The 16,778-nt window shown below is 63.7% G+C and carries 17 protein-coding genes; 8 read left to right on the forward strand and 9 right to left on the reverse strand.

Annotated elements, in window-relative coordinates:
• Positions 1 to 4 precede the first annotated feature (4 nt).
• From J7I84_RS20835 to J7I84_RS20845, 3 genes are all read left to right on the forward strand, one after another.
• Positions 5 to 124, forward strand: a complete 120-nt coding sequence (locus J7I84_RS20835) for an ATP-binding protein (protein ID WP_285291259.1) — start codon at positions 5 to 7, stop codon at positions 122 to 124.
• A gap of 355 nt (positions 125 to 479) precedes the next feature.
• Positions 480 to 710 (forward strand): hypothetical protein, encoded by a 231-nt coding sequence (locus J7I84_RS20840; RefSeq protein ID WP_214946426.1) that lies wholly within the window; start codon positions 480 to 482, stop codon positions 708 to 710.
• Positions 711 to 800: 90 nt separating this feature from the next.
• Complete coding sequence (locus J7I84_RS20845; protein WP_214946427.1) at positions 801 to 1,337, forward strand: hypothetical protein; 537 nt, start codon at positions 801 to 803, stop codon at positions 1,335 to 1,337.
• A 746-nt stretch (positions 1,338 to 2,083) separates the two neighbouring features.
• Here the strand turns inward: J7I84_RS20845 and J7I84_RS20850 are convergent.
• From J7I84_RS20850 to J7I84_RS20860, 3 genes are all read right to left on the reverse strand, one after another.
• Complete coding sequence (locus J7I84_RS20850; RefSeq protein WP_214946428.1) at positions 2,084 to 2,347, reverse strand: cupredoxin domain-containing protein; 264 nt, start codon at positions 2,345 to 2,347, stop codon at positions 2,084 to 2,086.
• 653 nt (positions 2,348 to 3,000) lie between these two features.
• Complete coding sequence (locus J7I84_RS20855) at positions 3,001 to 3,297, reverse strand: hypothetical protein (protein WP_214946429.1); 297 nt, start codon at positions 3,295 to 3,297, stop codon at positions 3,001 to 3,003.
• Between the two features lie 255 nt (positions 3,298 to 3,552).
• A complete protein-coding gene (locus J7I84_RS20860) occupies positions 3,553 to 3,810 on the reverse strand; it encodes a hypothetical protein (protein ID WP_214946430.1) in 258 nt (85 codons plus the stop codon).
• A gap of 553 nt (positions 3,811 to 4,363) precedes the next feature.
• Between J7I84_RS20860 and J7I84_RS20865 the strand changes: the two genes are divergently transcribed.
• Entirely contained in the window at positions 4,364 to 4,669 is a 306-nt protein-coding gene (locus tag J7I84_RS20865) for a hypothetical protein (RefSeq protein ID WP_214946431.1), read from the forward strand.
• A gap of 200 nt (positions 4,670 to 4,869) precedes the next feature.
• Here the strand turns inward: J7I84_RS20865 and J7I84_RS20870 are convergent, their stop codons facing one another.
• A complete protein-coding gene (locus J7I84_RS20870; RefSeq protein ID WP_214946432.1) occupies positions 4,870 to 5,388 on the reverse strand; it encodes a DUF1772 domain-containing protein in 519 nt (172 codons plus the stop codon).
• A gap of 216 nt (positions 5,389 to 5,604) precedes the next feature.
• Here J7I84_RS20870 and J7I84_RS20875 point away from each other — a divergent pair, with 216 nt between their 5' ends.
• Positions 5,605 to 7,167, forward strand: coding sequence for a CehA/McbA family metallohydrolase (locus tag J7I84_RS20875; protein WP_214946433.1), 1,563 nt, complete (start codon positions 5,605 to 5,607; stop codon positions 7,165 to 7,167).
• 204 nt (positions 7,168 to 7,371) lie between these two features.
• Positions 7,372 to 7,791 carry an STAS/SEC14 domain-containing protein gene (locus J7I84_RS20880; protein WP_214946434.1) on the forward strand — a complete coding sequence of 140 codons (420 nt, stop codon included), beginning with the start codon at positions 7,372 to 7,374 and terminating at the stop codon, positions 7,789 to 7,791.
• A 109-nt stretch (positions 7,792 to 7,900) separates the two neighbouring features.
• Here the strand turns inward: J7I84_RS20880 and J7I84_RS20885 are convergent, their stop codons facing one another.
• Positions 7,901 to 9,562 carry a phosphodiester glycosidase family protein gene (locus J7I84_RS20885; RefSeq protein ID WP_214946435.1) on the reverse strand — a complete coding sequence of 554 codons (1,662 nt, stop codon included), beginning with the start codon at positions 9,560 to 9,562 and terminating at the stop codon, positions 7,901 to 7,903.
• 637 nt (positions 9,563 to 10,199) lie between these two features.
• Between J7I84_RS20885 and J7I84_RS20890 the strand changes: the two genes are divergently transcribed.
• The gene (locus tag J7I84_RS20890; protein WP_311381189.1) at positions 10,200 to 13,100 is read left to right on the forward strand and encodes an alkaline phosphatase family protein; all 2,901 of its coding nucleotides are present in this window, start codon (positions 10,200 to 10,202) and stop codon (positions 13,098 to 13,100) included.
• Between the two features lie 282 nt (positions 13,101 to 13,382).
• On the opposite strand, the gene J7I84_RS20895 is transcribed toward J7I84_RS20890, so the two are convergent.
• The 3 genes from J7I84_RS20895 to J7I84_RS20905 are packed head-to-tail and all read right to left on the reverse strand — an operon-like array spanning position 13,383 to position 15,743.
• Positions 13,383 to 14,459 carry a TDT family transporter gene (locus J7I84_RS20895; protein ID WP_251046911.1) on the reverse strand — a complete coding sequence of 359 codons (1,077 nt, stop codon included), beginning with the start codon at positions 14,457 to 14,459 and terminating at the stop codon, positions 13,383 to 13,385.
• Positions 14,456 to 14,980: a PaaI family thioesterase gene (locus tag J7I84_RS20900; RefSeq protein ID WP_214946436.1), complete on the reverse strand. Its 525-nt coding sequence runs from the start codon at positions 14,978 to 14,980 to the stop codon at positions 14,456 to 14,458. The genes J7I84_RS20895 and J7I84_RS20900 overlap by 4 nt, the downstream gene beginning before the upstream one ends.
• A gap of 31 nt (positions 14,981 to 15,011) precedes the next feature.
• The gene (locus J7I84_RS20905; RefSeq protein WP_214946437.1) at positions 15,012 to 15,743 is read right to left on the reverse strand and encodes an SDR family oxidoreductase; all 732 of its coding nucleotides are present in this window, start codon (positions 15,741 to 15,743) and stop codon (positions 15,012 to 15,014) included.
• A 126-nt stretch (positions 15,744 to 15,869) separates the two neighbouring features.
• Here J7I84_RS20905 and J7I84_RS20910 point away from each other — a divergent pair, with 126 nt between their 5' ends.
• Entirely contained in the window at positions 15,870 to 16,346 is a 477-nt protein-coding gene (locus tag J7I84_RS20910; protein WP_214946438.1) for a helix-turn-helix domain-containing protein, read from the forward strand.
• Between the two features lie 77 nt (positions 16,347 to 16,423).
• On the opposite strand, the gene J7I84_RS20915 is transcribed toward J7I84_RS20910, so the two are convergent.
• Positions 16,424 to 16,750, reverse strand: a complete 327-nt coding sequence (locus J7I84_RS20915; protein WP_214946472.1) for a ParB family protein — start codon at positions 16,748 to 16,750, stop codon at positions 16,424 to 16,426.
• Positions 16,751 to 16,778: the final 28 nt, after the last annotated feature.

Raw genomic sequence — 16,778 nt, forward strand, 5'->3', positions numbered from 1 at the left:
GGCCATGATCGACCGCATCGTCCACCACGCCGAAGTCATCACCCTCAAGGGCTCCAGCTACCGGCTCAAACACACTCAGGTCGACTCGCTGCCCTCGACAAGACCGGAAAATACGGCAGAATAACCAGCGTCAAAGTGGCTCACTTTTCAGCCCGCGAAACGGCTCAGTTTTCGACCATCGCTGACAGTGCACAGCTGCCTCGTCCTGTTGTCCGCTGCGCTCAAAGCCAGCTGGGCGTCCGCTGGCTCGCTCCGCTGCTTGATCCGGGGATGCTCCTAAAGTCGTCAAATCCGTGTTGGCTGTTTGTTTGCAGGTGGTGAGGCGGACGGCTTCGCAGATTCGTTGCCAGGCAGGTGTCAGGTGTCCTCGGGGAACGGGTACGCTCCTGCCAGCGGAGACGAGGTTGAAGAAGGATCGCTCAATGCCTTGACCGGAGGGGAGATGGCCCTGGGATACTCCTGGGTGGGAAACTGTGGGCATGAGTATCCGACAGTGGTGGCCAAAGCTTCAGCCCTCCACGCAGCGATGGTTGATGGACAACAACGGTGATGTCATTCCTGGCGGCATTGTTTCGGAAATTGTTGCGGCCGGTGGTCCGCCAACCGGCGACCCATGGTGGGGCGACAGCATGGAAGCCGAGGGACCAGTCTTCCCTGACGAAGCCATCGACTGGATCGAAGAGACCGCCAACGACGAAAACCCAAAGTAGAAGGCAACGATCACCCAGGCAATAAGAAGCCCGTCCACGGTCCACGGCGGGGTGGATGATTGTCGTATGCAGAGAATTTCGGGCTGGTTGGTGGCCGTCGTCATCGTCACGATTGTCTTCGGGACTGTGTACCTGACCTTGCAGCACACTGGCCGACAGGCGGTCAACGATGCGCCGGCGGCGGCTGCGGCGGCGCAGATTCAGCAGATCGACTCGTACCCGCCCGGTCCGCGTTTGGAACTGACCAAGGACAGCGGCACCTTCATCATCGTCTACGGGGAGGACAACAAACCGGTCTTCACCACGGTGACTCTGCACGGGGAAGCGCCGAACCTGCCGGTCGGTGTCCTGGATACGACGCGCACCGCAGGTGCGGACGCCGTGACTTGGCAGCCGGAGCCTGCCCTGCGGATGGCCGTCGTCACCCGGCAGGTTTCGGGCAAAGTCGTCGTTGCGGGGCAATCCCTCACCCTGTTCGAAAGCAGCGATAAAGCGACCCAGCTCATCTTGACGGCTGGATGGTTTACCAGCATGTTGGTTCTCGGCGCGGGGTACGCTGTCACGGCATTTCTCTTCCAGCGGCGCAGGCCGGACCCCGGCGATGCTGGTGTTGGACGTGAGATATGAGCGCTCCCGTTGACTCCCGCCTGGCGCAGGTTCCTGTCAACCGGTTGCCTGCTGGCTGCGTAGTTGAACAGCGCTTGGACCGCCATCCGCCGTTGCGCTCTAGCATTAATGGGTGGAAGACGATCGGGAATACCCGGCGGAAGAACGGCGGAGCTTCACCGCCATCTGTCCGTTCTGTGACGGCGTACCCGACCTGGCAGCGCCTCTACGATGAAACCGACCCGGGGTCAACTGAGAAGTGGAAACTGGCGTTACTCGAGTGCCTAACCCCTGGATGCCCGGACTCCCGTTATGACGCCTAGCCATCCGAACGCCAAATCGGCCTGCGCCCCTGACCAGCGGTCGCCAATGCGCCAATGCCGAACTGGCCCTCATCCAGCGAGCACTAGCTCCAAGGATCTCGACCTGTATGCCGCCGACCTTGTTCGTCCCGAGGCTACAGCCACAAGAAGGTGCCGTTCTTCCGCGAGGGTGATCGAGTCCGCCGTTGCAATCGACCCGCCAAGGTCGCGGGAAACCACCGGAACCAGGAGCTCCTCGTCCGGCGCCAAGCAGGGGCTAAGGGCCCGACATGTGATGCGTAGATCGTGCCGGTGGGCGTAGATTCTGCGCCTCGATCTTCCAAAGCCCGAGGGACCGGGCTTCCGAGGAGAGCATGTACTGGGCTTCGCTTACGGATGCGGAGCCGCCTGCAGGGCGAGAACGCTTTGTCCCACGCCCGAAAGACTGCTGAATGTTCTAAACGCTCACTTGACCGTCAGCGTCCCGTGCATGTCCGGGTGATATGTGCAGTGGAACGCATAGCTCCCCGGCTTTGATGGAGCCGTGAAAGTGGCAGTACCCCCGCCGCCTTTGACCTTGGCGTCGAACGCCTGGCCCTGATCCGCAGTCACGGTATGCGCCGCCGTGTCCTCGTTGGTCACCGTCACAGTGGCGCCTGGAGATACGGTGATCGGAGCCCCAAAGGCAAAGTCCTTTATGGTGATGGCGGTCGCCGCAGAGCCAGGCATCCCTTGTGTAGTTGCGGGCGTGGCGGACGACGATTCCATCGGCATGCTCGGGGATGCGCTGGTCGGCGCCGACGTTGGGGCTGGTGACCCGCCGCCGGAAGCGCATCCGGCGGTCCCTGTCAGCAGCGCTGCCAAAAACAGCGAAATCCTTAATTTCCCAGTGTTCATGGCGTACCGTCCTCGGTCCCCGGGGGATAGCTGGCGATGAAATCTTCTGAAGGCAATTCTGCTCCTGGGCGCCGCGGAATGACACCCGAAACCGTCGAGGGGTAGCACACCGTCGGAACCGAGTCGGCCGCGACGCAGTACTTGGCGCGGAGCCTGGCCGCACTGGGAAGTTGAAGGGAAAGCAGCCGGGGAGGCAGAACCCCCAGCTTGCGCCGGTCGGGCCTGGGCTGAACGAAGAATTGCTGGATTGAAGGTCTGGCTAGGGGGTGTTTTTGGTCGCAGGCCGGCGGGACTGCAGCTGCAGGCCGAGGAGGACGGAAAGGGCCAGGGCCATCACAACTGCGGTGTAACCTATCGCCGTTGGGGTTAACCCGGCTGACCCTGCGATGGCTCGGGCGACCACGGCGGGAACGCTGTCGAGGCTTTGCGGATCATACCTGTCGTGGCGTTCTCGGTTCCTTTCGTGACGGCCTGACAGTGTTGCGTCATACGGCCGTGTTGGGGATGAAGTAGTTGGCGACCTCGTAGTACGTGGTTGTCGGGGGTGCGGGGAAGCCGGCCTCCATGCTTAGCGGCCCGATCTTCTCCTGAGCGAACTTGTCGTATTGTTCGCGGGATTCCCATACGTCGGTGATGAGCAGCTTGCCGTCCGTCTCGGCGGCCCAGTGGGAGATGGATCCTGCCGGGCCTGGTCCGCCTGGGGTGAGGCCCATTTTCTGGTTGACTTCTTTGTATTGCGCCAGGGTGGCACCTTTGAATTCCATGATGATTGCGACGGCCATTTCGTGCTCCTTTGCACTTGCAGGCACGCAAATTGCGACCCGCGATCGAACTGACAGTCCCCGGTTTACGCTTCGCGCGCGGCGCCGTCAACGGTCCTTTGGCACTTCACGCGCCGGCCTGCATCACAGGTTCTCCAAAGAGTTCATCGAATGGAAGGCCCGCTGTGAGTAGGGCGTAGTACTTCCTGGCCTACTCCGGGTCTTTGGCTTCCTTCACATCGCTACCGGCAGGGAATTACTTGGAAACCTTGTAGTTCAGCGTTCCGATGGCCGGGTGTCGCCCCGATCGTCGGGCATCTGCGCTTCCTCGGCGCGGGCACCGACAGTGTGGGCCAGGTGCAGCGGGGCATTCGTTCCGAGCGCGGCGGCCGGCAGGATCAGGTAGCCGTTGGGCCCGGTCTTCTCGCGCCGGGTCAGGAAGGTGGCGTGGCCGGTGTTGGTCGCGGCGCAGGCGAAGGTTCTCCTGCCCGCTGCGTGAAGGTTGTGAGGTTTGTGTCGATGCCGCCGGCTCATGCCAGCCGGAAAACATGTTGCTCCAGGGAAACATCATGAGCTCCGCTGAGAAAGAAGCGACGCCGGGGCCGCAGGCGGAGCGCAGCGAAGACGAAGACCCAGGGGAGCGGGAAGACCAAGGCCCAGGCCGCGCAGCGGCCAGAACCACAAAAGAATACCGAGGCGGGAGACGGGGATACAACCACGACGGGCGGCGCAGCGCGGACGCGGAGCGGGGCGAAGCACGAACAACGAAATGCAAGCCGTGGCGAAAAACGTGCCGCGGAGCTCACGGCCGCCAGGCAGGGGGCTCGGGCCGCCAGGCCCAGGAAGAACGCAAAGAGGAATTACAACGGGGAGAACAAAACGATGGCGGGGACGATGAACGAATCGGATCACGCCAAGGACGAGGTGCGAAGCCCCGACCCCGCCCTATGTGTATGGGCGGCCGCGGATCGCTCCCCGCCTGGCACCAGTACGCGTAGTGGATGGGCGAAGGGCTTCCAGGCCCTACCAGACTGACGGTGGACCGGCCTATTGTGGTCCTGACACAGCCAGAAGGAAAGGAACGACGATGTTCACTCTGCAGGTCAGCTATCCAGTCCGTGACTACGCGGCTTTTAAAGAGGTATTCGATAGTGATCCGGCGGGCCGCGCAGCTTCGGGCGCCCGGTCTGTCCGCCTGTTCCGGGACACGGACGACCAGAGCAGCGTGGCCGTGCACCTTGACTTCGATACTAAGGAGGCAGCGAGTGTTTTTCTGGAACGGCTGCACAGCGAGGTGCTGGATAAGCCCGATGTGATGGGGAAACTGATGACGGCAGCCCCGACAACCAGGATTCTGGAGGAGGTGGCCCGCGAAGGTCAGGGCATGGGCTGAGCGGCTATGTCCGGTAGGTGTAACAGACCGGAGTGAGGGACGTGCAAATGCCCTGCCGGTCTGCGGCTTCACTGGTGCCGAGGATCAGCGAGGTCAAGGCCTGGTATTCGTCGAAGTTCGGCACTGGTGGAGACCTTCCGGGCCACGGCGAGCAGCCGCAGCGCGAAATCGACGTCAGGCACGTTCGGCCGTGGCCACCGTCACCGGGTGTCGGCAGCCATTCGGCGGTCCCTGAGCCGGATGGTCCGGGCGTGATGGATGGCCACCAGGGCAACGGCGCTGGCTGTGAGCCTAACGGCGTGGATTCGGTACCACCGGGTCAGCAAAGGCCGGCGCTGGTCCTCCCTGAGAGGCTGTGGGCTGAAGAACAATCTCGGGTTGAGGGAACGGAGCACATACGCGGTAGCAGCGGCGCCGATGGCCGAACTTACAGCCCCCACAATCAGTGATGCCCTAGTCCCGGGACGGTTCCACCCCGCCGCGAGTGCGCCAATGGCGGCCGGGGCGTTGAGCGGGGCGACCGGGGCGTAGTACCGGCCAGGGCTGCCTGCTCCAAAGGGGGACCTGGAGAGTTCACGGCTTGCCTCCGATGCGGCCACCCGGTGCGGGACTTTGGCAAGGAGTTCGTAAAGGTTCCCGAAGAACCAGTGCGCGTGGGTGAACTCTGCGGCGTCCAGGAGCCGATCGGCGAGGACGTCGCGACGAAAATTCTCTCTCATGCCCACAATCTACGCCCCGGGTCCGCTTTGGTGACCGCCCGGGCAGCCGGGAGGGAGCTAACAGGCCACGTGCCAGCCGGGGTACTCGGTCGACTGCCGGCTGAGACCCCGCAGCGGTGCGTGAACTGCAACGCCGCTCCCAATTAATCGCTCCGGTTCAGGTCGTGTTCGCCACCACGTCGCTTGCCGTTCAGTCCGTATGGTGAGACTCGGGCGGTGACTTCACCATGTAAAGCCCACGAGGCTGAAAATGTTTTCCTGTCCCCTTCCCGCCGGGGTTTCCTCGCCGCCGCGCTGGCCGGTGCTGCCGTGACGCTGGCGCCGATGTCTTTCGCTGCTGCCGATACGGGCACCAGTAGGACCAAGACCATCACCGGGCACCTGGATCCTGGTGCGGCGGACTTTGTATACCTGCCGGTCGAGGTTCCCGCGGGCGTAAACAAGATCAGCGTGTCCTACAGCTACAGCAAACCCACGGTCACGCCGGGGCTCCTGTCCAACTCCTGTGACATCGGTGTGTTCGACGAAAAGGGCACCGACCTCGCCGGCAAGGGGTTTCGCGGCTGGTCGGGCGGTTTCCGGACCGAGTTCTTCATCAGTGCAACCGAAGCAACCCCAGGTTACCTGCCCGGCCCGGTCGGGAAGGGCACCTGGAACATCGCCCTGGGACCCTACCAGGTGGCCGAACAGGGCATGGACTACACCGTGAACGTCACCCTGGACTACGGGCCCGACGGCGCTCCGTTCCGCCCCCAGTACCCGCCGAAACAGGTCAACGGCAAGGGTGCGGGCTGGTACCGGGGGGACGCGCACCTGCACACCATCTACTCCGACGGCAAGCGCACCCCGGCGGAGGTCGCCGCCGGCGCGAGGACCGCGAAGCTGGACTTCATGATCAGCACTGACCACAACACCCCAGCCTCTCACGGAGTCTGGGGTCCATTGGCGGGCGATGACCTGCTCATCCTCACGGGTGAGGAAGTCACCACGCGCAACGGCCACTACCTGGCCCTCGGCATCGAACCGGGGGACTGGATCGACTGGCGCTACCGGGCCCGCGACAAGGGGTTCGAGCAGGAGGCACAGCACATCCACGCCTCCGGCGCCCTGGTCGTGCCCGCCCACCCGTTCTGCCCGTATGTCGCGTGCCGCTGGAAGTTTGGCTATGACGACGCAGACGCCGTAGAGGTCTGGACGGGCCCGTGGACCGCGGACGATGAGTACGCCATCAACATGTGGGACGGGATGCTCGCCCACTCGGTGCGCACCGGCGACCGCTGGGTCCCTGCGATGGGCAACAGCGACGCACACAGTGAGCCGCAGGTCATCGGCCTGCCGCACAACGTCGTCAACGCCGCTGCCCTTTCTCACGACGCCCTCCTGGACGGTATCCGCAACGGCCGCACCTGGATCGCTGAATCCGCCAACATCTCCCTGGACTTCACCGCCACCGCAGGCGGCAAGAAGGCAGGCGTGGGGGAGCGGCTCGACGTCAAAGCCGATACCCCCGTGACGGTCAGCATCAACGTCAGCGGTGTCCCCAACGGCGTCGTCCGGATCATCACCGACGAGGGGCAGACCCAGCAGGTCAGCCTCCCGGCCTCCGGCAAGGGCACCCACACCTGGATCACCACCACACAGCTCTCCGCCTACGTGCGTGCCGAAGTGCGCCACCCCATGGCCGACGGGACGCCCAGCAACGGCACCAACATGGGCGCAACCCTGCTGCTCGGACCCATGGCAGCACTAACCAATCCCATCTTCCTCGGAAAGAACTAGCAGCCGGACGATGAAACCCGGGGCCGGCATCTTCTGGATGCCGGCCCCGGTTGTGTCTACGCGTAACCGGTGCCGGCACAGCGTCTTGTGCTCGACCTTGCCGCGTGTTTCCCGTAGCGTGACGGGAGGCCTGAAGAAGCCGGGCGAGGGGAGCACAGCCGTTACTTCATTAGCTGCACGGCTGGCAATGTGAAAGCAAGTGGCATGGCGTCTGCGGTCTTCAGCGATAGGGACAGCATCGGGGAAGTTGAGCCGACCGTGGACGAGCCGACCCCGCATGTCGCCATTACCTGCGTTCGGCCAGGTATCCTCCGGATAGTTCTCCAGCCTCAGTCACGAATCAGCCCCGCCGATGGGACTTTGGCGAGCACCCGGCTGCTGGCCCTGGCGGACGGAAAACCTGTGGGCGTTCTCCTGGTTATCACCGGTGTCGAATCGGTCAGCAAGGAAGCCGTCGCGGGCTACAGTGAGGCGTCCACCGTTGCTGCCTTTGCCCTTCTCGGCCGCTCACCGGTGGATAAGGTTATCGCCCATAGCCTCCGTGGACTCGCTTGGCCTAATTGCCCCGTCAGGTATTTCGCGGACGAGCAGGAAGCCCTTACCTGGCTAGCGGGATTTTGCTAGCCGTTGAGGCAGCGACTTTCCTTGGGTATGACTGGTTACGTGCCACTGTTCAGGCATCGAAGTGCCCGGCTCCCGACGGGCGCCGCCAGAAGCCGGGTTTCCCGTGCGCCTAGTCTTTTCGGCCCGGCAGCAGCAGGAGCGCATCGCCGACGGGGCGTTCGCCCGTGGCATCCGACGGGGAGTTGACGACCTGGCCGTTCTGAACCATGGTGGTGGATCCGCCGCCGTCCAGATTGATGGCGTTGACCATGCCGAGAGAGCGGGCAACGTGTGCTTCTTCGTTCAGGCTCAGGCCAAGGGACGTGGTTTGGCGTCCGTCGGCGGTGACCAACAGGGTGCGGCCCTGGGCGTCGACACCCGCGAAGGTGCGGGGGTTGCGCTTGTGGACCCACCCGTAGAAGAAGCTGTTGCTGTCGTTGGTCCGGACCATACCGTCGCGCTTGGCCGTGACGTCCAGCTGGCCGTTCTGGATTAGGGTTGGGCCGCCATTGACGACGTCGGTAGTAGGGCTGCTCTTCAGGGTCTTGCCTTTTTCATTGAGCAGATCAGTGTCGACCTTCAGCTTGGAGCCCGGGACGGCCAGCGCCGCGAGCTTGTCGGTGTCCTCTCCGATGGCCTGGAGGGTGCGCCCTCCCGCAGGGACCGCGGTGCCGCGGGTGTGGTTGACCGCGGTGACGGTCCCTTGAGCGTCCAAGGCCACTTCGAGTCCGGGCCCGGCCGGGGTCGTGGGGCCGAACTCGGGGGTGAAGGCGACGATTTCGTCAGCGTCGGTGCAGGTGAAGTCGTGCAGCGGCAGATTCGTTGGGGTGTCGTCGGTGCCGCCGCAGTTGCGGATGAGCCCGGGCACGCGGTCAATCCCGTCCAGGGGGAGTTCTGCCGAGCCTGGTGCGGAGACGGTGCCGTGCCAGTGCAGCCGCTGGATGGAGGTGCTGTTCTTATCGAGAACCAGGGAGGGGCGGTCGCCGACGGGTTCGCTGAGGACCTTCCCATCGTGCACTGCGGTTCCGGCGGGGTCCCCCGGGGCGCCTGCTGCTGGGTCCATGGTGAAGAAGCCGCCGTTCACGGCTGCCAGGGCGCCGGCTGCGGCGGAAAGCTGGCTTGTGGTTTCGCGGTTTTCCAGGCTGGGGCCGAAGGAAGAGGTGAGACTGCCGCGGAAGTCCTTCGGGTCAATGGTCAGCACCTGCAGGATCCAAGGACCGCGGTCATCGTCGCTGGAGCCGGCGTCGCCATCCCAGCCGGTGTAAATCACCGATGCTTTGTAGCCGGCGGCTTTGATCTGATCGAGGGTGGGGGAGCCGTCGGCCTTGGACCCGAACTGGCCCACACGCACCCGGTGGCCGAGGTCCCCGCCGGCATCAGCCAGCTGGGGTGACTGGACGTGCTCAACCCTGGCGGTAACACCTGCGGCATCGAGCTTGTCGGTCACCGCCTGTGCCTGCGCCTGGGTGGACAGAGCCGAGGCTGGGGCGTCGGGGTCGGGCGACGCTGACGGGACCGCCACTTCGGCGGTCCAAAAGAAGTCCTGGTTAGGGGTGCCGCGGGTGATCGTGGTTCGGGTCAGGCCCGGGGCCAGAGTGGTCACATCCCGGGTCTCGGGCAGGTCCTGCGCGCCGAGATCCAAGTGGGAAGGCTGCGATGGTGCGGCAGTCTGCCGGTCCGGGGCCGGCGCCACCGCGTCCGAAGCGCCCGCTGTGGTGAGGAACGCGAAGGGGAGGGACACGGCCAGCGCGGCGATAACGGGGCGCCGATGGCGATGATTGGGGTTGATCATGGTTACCGACACTAGGGCGCTGCGGGAGCGGAATTGGAACCCCCACACCGACGTTTAGCCCGCTTTAGGGAACTGTTCACCGGGCGTTCGGATACCCATGTCCGGATGTTCCCCGCGATCGTGGCAGATGCGCGGGGCCATTACCGCACAGAATTTCATCTGCTGCCGGTGGGATAAGCGGACACGCACTGCCAGGCGGTATGCCGGACAGCGCGTGTCGTGTTGTTGTGGCTTAGGGCTGCCCAGGGCAGGGCGGCAAGGCACGATTAGCCGCCGGCATTGCCATGCCCGTTGTGGGTGATGGTTGCGATGGTGCCGGAGCCCGCCAGTCCGGCCGCCACTGACGAAGCTGCGAGGACGGCTGCGCCGGTGGCCCAGGCGCCTTTGCGGGTGAACCTGCGTTATGCCTGGAGATGAGGCATGGAGGGATCCAGTCTTTCGTGCGTGAAGGGGGTGGCTTGTAAAGCGCGCTCTCCAATTGCTACTAACTGGTCGTTAAACCACCGGGGACGGGTTCATGAACACGAGATGACAGCCTTCGCGAACAGCACAGTGGCACGCCCTAGGCGTTGAATCGTTGCCTGAAGTAACCAAAACCGTCACCTGGATTTAAGCTGCGCTCCGTAGGTTCGTATGCGTGAAAAGACCTTCCAAATCCGTCAGTACATCCACCAGCGGGCACCAATTAAGTGGCTTCGGGCCGGGAAAGCTGCCCCGGTATACCCGGGGCCGTAAGCCACTTGCGATTGTTGCCGCCAGCTGCACCCTCGCCGTCCTGGGTGGCGCGGGCATCGCCGCCGCCTCCACCATTGCCTTTGGCCAGCAACAGGTCGGCTCCGAGGACGACAAGGGGGAGCAGGTCTCCTCGAACCAGGTCATCAAGCCCATAGGTGACCGGCTGATGACGCCCTTCGGCAAGATCATGGGCTCGAGCGTCAGTCCGGATGGCCGCTACCTCGTCGGGACGAGCACTGACCGCTCCGTCGATTTGCAGGTCTTCGACCTCACCACGTACAAGCCCGTAGCCGCGGCAGGCACTCTGGCGGCCACCTCCTTCACCGCCGCGGCAGGAAACGCCGGCTACGCCAACATGGCCTACCAGCACATCACCGATGGTTCCGTGGGCCAGGACGGCCCCGTCTTTTCGCCCGACGGCAAGTTCCTCTACGAGCCAATTGCGACCGGGATCGTCCGCTACCCCTTCAACCCTGACGGCTCCCTCGGCGGGGGCACGAAAATCAACATCCCGAACGCAGGGGACAAACAAGCCCTGACCGCCGGCATGGCGTTTTCCCCCGACGGGTCGACCCTCTACGCTGCCGTGAACGGCCAGAACACCGTCGTCGCCATCGACCCCGTCGCCGGCACAATCAAGCAGACTTTCGGCACGGGTATCGCCCCGCGCCAGCTGAAGTTCGTCGGCACCAGACTTTACGTCTCCAACGAGGGCGGCCGCCCGGCGCTCCCTGGGGAGCCGACCATGAATTCCTACGGTACGGACGTTCCGGCCGACACCACCCTCGGCACCTCGACGACGGGCACGCTCAGCGTCATCGACACGGCCAACGCCGCGGCGGCAGTTTCCTCGATCGACGTCCAGCTGCACCCGACCGCCATGTTCCTGGACGGGTCCACGCTGTATGTGGCGAACACCAACAGTGACACCGTTTCGGTCGTGGACACGGCGAGCAACAAGGTCCTTCAGACCATCGCCACCCAGCCGTGGGCTTCCTCCCAGATCGGCTACGAACCCACCGCCATCACCATGCAGGGTGACCACCTGCTGATCTCGCTCGGCCGCGCCAACGCGGTCGCGGTCTACAAGGTCAACAAGCAGGACCCGAAGGACCCGGCCAGCTACATCGGCCTGCTGCCCACGGACTACTACCCCGGGAACGTCACCGCGGTGAACGGCCAGATTGTTGTCACTAACATCCGCGGCATCGACGCGCGCGGCCCGGCGGTGACCATCAACGAGGGCCCGAACACTACAACTGCGACCGGTCACGGCACCCACTCCACCACGGCCTCGCTCACCAGATTCACCCTGCCCAATGACGAAGAGATCCAAAAGACCACAGAAACGGTGTTCGAACAGAACGGCTGGAATGGCAACTCGGTGAAGGAAGCGACGGCGGCAGAGGCCGCCAAGATCCCGGCGGTCGCCGTACCCAAACGGATTGGGGAGCCCTCGACGATCAAGCACGTCTTCCTGATCGTCAAGGAAAACCGCACTTACGACCAGGTCTACGGCGACATGAAGCAGGGCAACGGCGACGCTTCCCTCGCCCAGTTCGGGGCAAAAGTCACCCCGAACCAGCACGCCCTTGCCGGCCAGTTCGGCTTGTACGACAACACGTATGACATCGGCACCAACTCGGCCGAGGGGCACAACTGGATGATGCAGGGCGACGACCCGGCCTACACAGAGACCAGCGCAGGCGAGTACAAACGGTCCTACGATACCGAGGACGACGTCCTGGGCCACCAGCGCTCAGGCTTCCTTTGGACCGCGATCCAGGCAGCAGGCAACACGGCAAGGAACTACGGCGAGTTCGACTCCGACGAGGGCAAGCCGGCCGGCGCGACGTGGCAGCAGTATTACTGCGCCGCTACCAGCACAATGGCCGGCGGTGATCCGGCCCAGCTCTTCACCCCGGCACTGCAGATGCATGCCAGCTCGGCCATCCCCTCACTCAACGACATCACGGACCCGAACGCGGCGCCCTTCGACACCTCGGTGCCGGACATCTACCGCTATGAGACCTGGAAGCAGGACTTCGAAAAGAACGGGCCGAAGAACTTCCAGATGACATGGCTCTCCAGCGACCACACCGGCGGCACGGCCGACCCGGAGGCGCAGGTCGCCGACAACGACCTCGCGGTGGGCAAGATCGTCGATGAGATTTCGCACTCGCAGTACTGGAAGGACTCCGCGATCTTCATCGCCGAGGACGACAGCCAGAACGGCACCGACCACGTCGACGGCCACCGCGCCCCGGTCCAGGTCATCAGCCCCTACGCGGCGCACGGCAAGACCGTCAGCACGTACTACTCCCAGATCAACATGGTCCGGACCATTGAACAGATCCTCGGCGCCCAGCCGCTGAACCAGAAGGTGGCCGCCGCCACGCCGATGTTCGACGCCTTCACCAACAAGGCCGACCTGACACCATACGCTGCGGTCCCGAACCAGGTCCCGCTCACGGAGGGGGTCAAGACCGCACCCGCCTGCGGCCCCGACACCCTGGGCCAGACCGGAGCGGCAGCCGCCGCGGTAAACGACGCCGCAGCCCAAGCCGCCGCCGTCCCCGCCCCGATGAAGGAAACCGCCGAAAAGTGGGAGGACTGGTCCGAGCAGCAGCATCTGACAGGCAACGGCGCGAAGGAAGACTACGCGGACCCCAACCTGTTCAACCGCTGGACCTGGTACCAGACCCACAAATGGGAGAGCCCGTACCCCGGTGACGCCAAGATCTACGGCCCTGACGAGGTGCCCGGCATCCCTGCCGGTTCAACCAACCACGAGGACGACTGACCGGGCCCCCAACCGCGCCAGACGACCACAGGAACCCACAGCACGCCTGCGCGGGCTGGGCGGAAAACCAGCCCGCGCAGCAGCTTCGGTCATCATCCGGCTGATGGAAGGGGCCGGCAACTTTGTCTTCAACAACCATGTGGTTACCCTCGATGTTAAGGCCACGTCGGTTAATGCCACGTGGAGTGCCTCCTGCTTCGAGGCCCAAGTGGACGCCCTACTGACCACGGGCGCTGCAGACGGCCTCGCCGTCACGGCCGTACAGCTCGAATTGAGGTGTCCTCAATTCCGGGCAGGAATTTGAACTCTGCGGCCTTCATCATGATCAGTCGCCTTTTCTCTTCGTCCGATTCGTCTCGCCATGTCTGGGCGCATTGCGGTGGTCGCGGTGCGGGTGGCAATGGCGAGGGTGAAGGCTGTTGCGAGGCCGAGTATCGACCAGGAGTAGATTTCCCAGCCCGGGGGGTTGGTTGCCGCCAGCCAACGGATGGAGTAGTTGGTGGTTGCACCGGCGGGAAAGGTGAACACCCAGAACCCTGATGTAAAGGGGAGCTTCCGATACTCGGCGAGGAGTGTGACCTGCAGTAGCGTCATGATTGCCAGGACGCCGGTGAGGCCGAGTTGCACGGCCCCCATTGGGCCGGGGTGTGACACCATCCAGGCGATGTTTGCTGTTGCAGGCGCAGCCAGATATGCGGACAGGCCGGGCTTGGCTGCTGGTGCCAGTTCGCCTCCGGTCATGAGCCGGACGGTGACGACAGTTCCAACGAGAAGCCAAAAGAACATGCCGGCCCCAAATGTGGCTATGGCGGCATCATGGGCGTGAATGATTGATAAGCCGATGCTGGCGACGAAGGATCCAGCTACGACAGGCAGCAGGTAGCCGGGGTGGATGGACTGCATTGATACCCCACCGGTGACCCAGTGGGCGAAGAGCTGTGCGGCGACGATAGCCAGCGCTGCGATGAACACGCCACACAGCCAGGCGCCCCAGGTCGGCAGGTACTGGCTGTAGTGGGAGGAAAGCAGGATCCCGACCAGTGGAATAAAGGAGGCGAAAGGCCCTGCCACCTCGTGCTTGAGATCAGAGCGGAATGTTCCTTTCCGTCGCAGGCCCCGGAACACGTACATGGCGGTCAGGACAAGCCACACGGCGGCAGCCGCTCCGTAGAGAATTTCCTCCGGCCAGACCGGGGCTCCGAGATAGCTCCTCGCGGAGGACCAGCCGCCGCCCAGTCCTGCGAGCCCCAACGGTACGCCGAACCGGCTCAACTCATGCATACCCGGCTTAGCGTTTGGAGGCTGCACAGCTTCCTGGGTGGCGGGTGCCAGGGCAACAGCGGTGGCACTGTGTGTCATGGTGCCAGCGCATCCGGTTGGTGGGGAAAAACGAGGAGTGTGCTTGTGGCGGTGGCGAGGAGTTCACCGTCGGCGGCGCACAGGCGGCCCTCGGTGAAAATCAGCCGGGAACCGGTTTTTACCACTGACCCCTCTGCTCGAAGGGCGCCCTTCCGGAGCGTGACGGGCCGCAGATACTTCACCGCCAGGTCGATGGAGGTATAGCCGAGGCCAACTGCCAGGGTGGTGTGTGCTGCGCAGCCGAGGGCTGTGTCAAGGAGTGTGCAGGCCAGGCCGCCGTGCACCATACCTAAGGGGTTGTAGTGGGCTTCTCCCGGCCGGCACTCGAATTCGACGTGTCCGTGTGTAGCTTCGGTGAGATCGAATTTCATCAGGGACGCGATCGGTGGCGGCGCAATGCTGCCGTCGCGGAGGCTGGATAAGTAGTCCATGCCGGATAGTAGTGGCAGTTGTTGGAGGGCGATCGCCGGATCCGTCCACGTGAAGGTCTCCGAGCGCTCGGCGGAGGTGTTGGTTGTCATGAATGTATCTCTCTGAGTTCTGAAGGTGTCATCAGGCTTTGCCGGCTGACGCCGCGGCGTTGCCGGCCAGCGCCGGGTAGAGATCCGTGATCGGACCAGAGAGGCCAAGCTTCACGCCTGCCGTGGTGTCGTCCACGATGACCTCGTACTCTGCCTGCTCGAGCCCATCGAAGGACTTCCGTACGACTTCCTCCGGAGATATTTTTGGGGCGTCGATACCTCGAGTCATTGCGGTGTCGATGTAGCCGACGTGGACACCGGTAACGTGCGTGCCTTGAGGGGCCAGTTCCATCCGGAAAGAGTTGGTTGCCGACCACAGCGCGGCCTTTGATGCGCTGTAGGCACCGGTGAGCGCGATCCAGCTGAGCACCGAGTGGATGTTGAGGACCGCTGAAGTCCCGTTGGCGGCGAGCGCCGGGGCGAAGGCCCGGGTCAGTGCGACCGGCCCGAAGAAATTAGTCTCCATGACCCTACGGAATTCCTCCTCGGAGAGTCCCACCAGAGTGTCGGATTCAACGGAAATGCCGGCGTTGTTGATCAGGACACTGACGTCCGGAGCCTGCGCGACGGCGGCCCGGATCGAGGCGGGGCTGGTGACATCGAGAGTGAGAGGGACGATCCGGGAATCGTGCCACTCCTGGGGACGTCGGGCCGTCGCATACACTTTGGCGGCGCCCCTGGCCAGGGACTGTTCCACGAACTCGCGGCCCAGCCCTCCATTCGCACCCGTGACAAGGACGACGGCCTCAGACAGCTGTGGCATGGATTCTCCTGAGCTCAGACAAGGCGGCGACCCGGTTGTGCAGCCCTCGAAAGTCAGATTAGCGGACTGGGTTGGTTTTTCCAACTAACTTGTATGCTTGTAGAAAGCACTGAAAGCAGGGAAGTCATGACACCAACCGATACAGCCAGGGATGCGCCCAGGGCGTGCTTCATCGCAGCAGGGCTCGAGGTGCTGGGTGAGCGGTGGGCGCTGCTGGCCCTTCGGGAGATGTCCCTGGGCGTTCATCGTTTCGACCAGATAGCCCGTAATACCGGCGCCTCCCGGGACATCCTGACAAGCCGACTGCGGACCTTGGAAGACCACGGCGTTATTGAGCGCGTCCAATATTCGGAGCGCCCCCCGCGCTATGAGTACCACCTCACAACCTCTGGGGCCGAGGTCGCTCCTATTCTGATTTCACTCGCGGCGTGGAGCAGTACCTGGATGCGCGACGAGACACCCCGCGCCTCGTACCGGCACAGTTGCGGGGCTGAGCTGAAACCGGTGATGACGTGCGCGGAATGCGGCGAGGAATTCCGACTGGGCAGCCTGATGCTGGGACCGCTTGTGTCTAAGGGCGATGCGATCCCGGCGGACCAGTAACGGCAAGGTCGAAGAGCGGCAGTGACACTCGAATTGGTTGACTTTGATGATCCAGGGCAGCCCGTCTGCGGGATCTGTTAACCGACGAGCTTCTCGCCAGGTACGCCACGGAAAAACCAGCTCTTCGAAGCGCCGAGAAAAGTCTTGTCTCTGCCACGGCAAAACGTCATTGCCAATGTGCTGGTAATCAATGCTGTCGGTGAAGCCATAGGCCACGGCGCTTTTCGCCGGTTAAATGGGGAGTGGGAGGTCTTGACTTCATCCATTGTCGCGGCAACCACCAGATCCGAGAGCGAGGCATACCTTTCCCCCGGCCCGGCGGCCTGAAGTGCCGCGCGGACTTGGGTAGCATGATCGGCCGTGCAATATGGGTTGATGTGAGCAGCCGATTTCGTCTTTGGAATTTCGCGCCTTTCCCACTCCCTCGCCGGG

Origin of the sequence: Arthrobacter sp. ISL-85, from assembly GCF_018613675.1 — a bacterium.
In the GTDB taxonomy this organism is placed as follows: domain Bacteria; phylum Actinomycetota; class Actinomycetes; order Actinomycetales; family Micrococcaceae; genus Arthrobacter.

Bases quoted from the DNA above. Each gene is read 5' to 3' on its own strand.
- J7I84_RS20835 (WP_285291259.1), top strand. From the start codon at position 5: ATGATCGACCGCATCGTCCACCACGCCGAAGTCATCACCCTCAAGGGC.
- J7I84_RS20880 (WP_214946434.1), top strand. From the start codon at position 7,372: ATGGCGTCTGCGGTCTTCAGCGATAGGGACAGCATCGGGGAAGTTGAG.
- J7I84_RS20840 (WP_214946426.1), top strand. From the start codon at position 480: ATGAGTATCCGACAGTGGTGGCCAAAGCTTCAGCCCTCCACGCAGCGA.
- J7I84_RS20910 (WP_214946438.1), top strand. From the start codon at position 15,870: ATGACACCAACCGATACAGCCAGGGATGCGCCCAGGGCGTGCTTCATC.
- J7I84_RS20860 (WP_214946430.1), bottom strand. From the start codon at position 3,810: ATGAGCCGGCGGCATCGACACAAACCTCACAACCTTCACGCAGCGGGC.
- J7I84_RS20870 (WP_214946432.1), bottom strand. From the start codon at position 5,388: ATGAGAGAGAATTTTCGTCGCGACGTCCTCGCCGATCGGCTCCTGGAC.
- J7I84_RS20905 (WP_214946437.1), bottom strand. From the start codon at position 15,743: ATGCCACAGCTGTCTGAGGCCGTCGTCCTTGTCACGGGTGCGAATGGA.
- J7I84_RS20895 (WP_251046911.1), bottom strand. From the start codon at position 14,459: ATGACACACAGTGCCACCGCTGTTGCCCTGGCACCCGCCACCCAGGAA.
- J7I84_RS20855 (WP_214946429.1), bottom strand. From the start codon at position 3,297: ATGGCCGTCGCAATCATCATGGAATTCAAAGGTGCCACCCTGGCGCAA.
- J7I84_RS20850 (WP_214946428.1), bottom strand. From the start codon at position 2,347: ATGCCTGGCTCTGCGGCGACCGCCATCACCATAAAGGACTTTGCCTTT.
- J7I84_RS20900 (WP_214946436.1), bottom strand. From the start codon at position 14,980: ATGACAACCAACACCTCCGCCGAGCGCTCGGAGACCTTCACGTGGACG.
- J7I84_RS20885 (WP_214946435.1), bottom strand. From the start codon at position 9,562: ATGATCAACCCCAATCATCGCCATCGGCGCCCCGTTATCGCCGCGCTG.
- J7I84_RS20865 (WP_214946431.1), top strand. From the start codon at position 4,364: ATGTTCACTCTGCAGGTCAGCTATCCAGTCCGTGACTACGCGGCTTTT.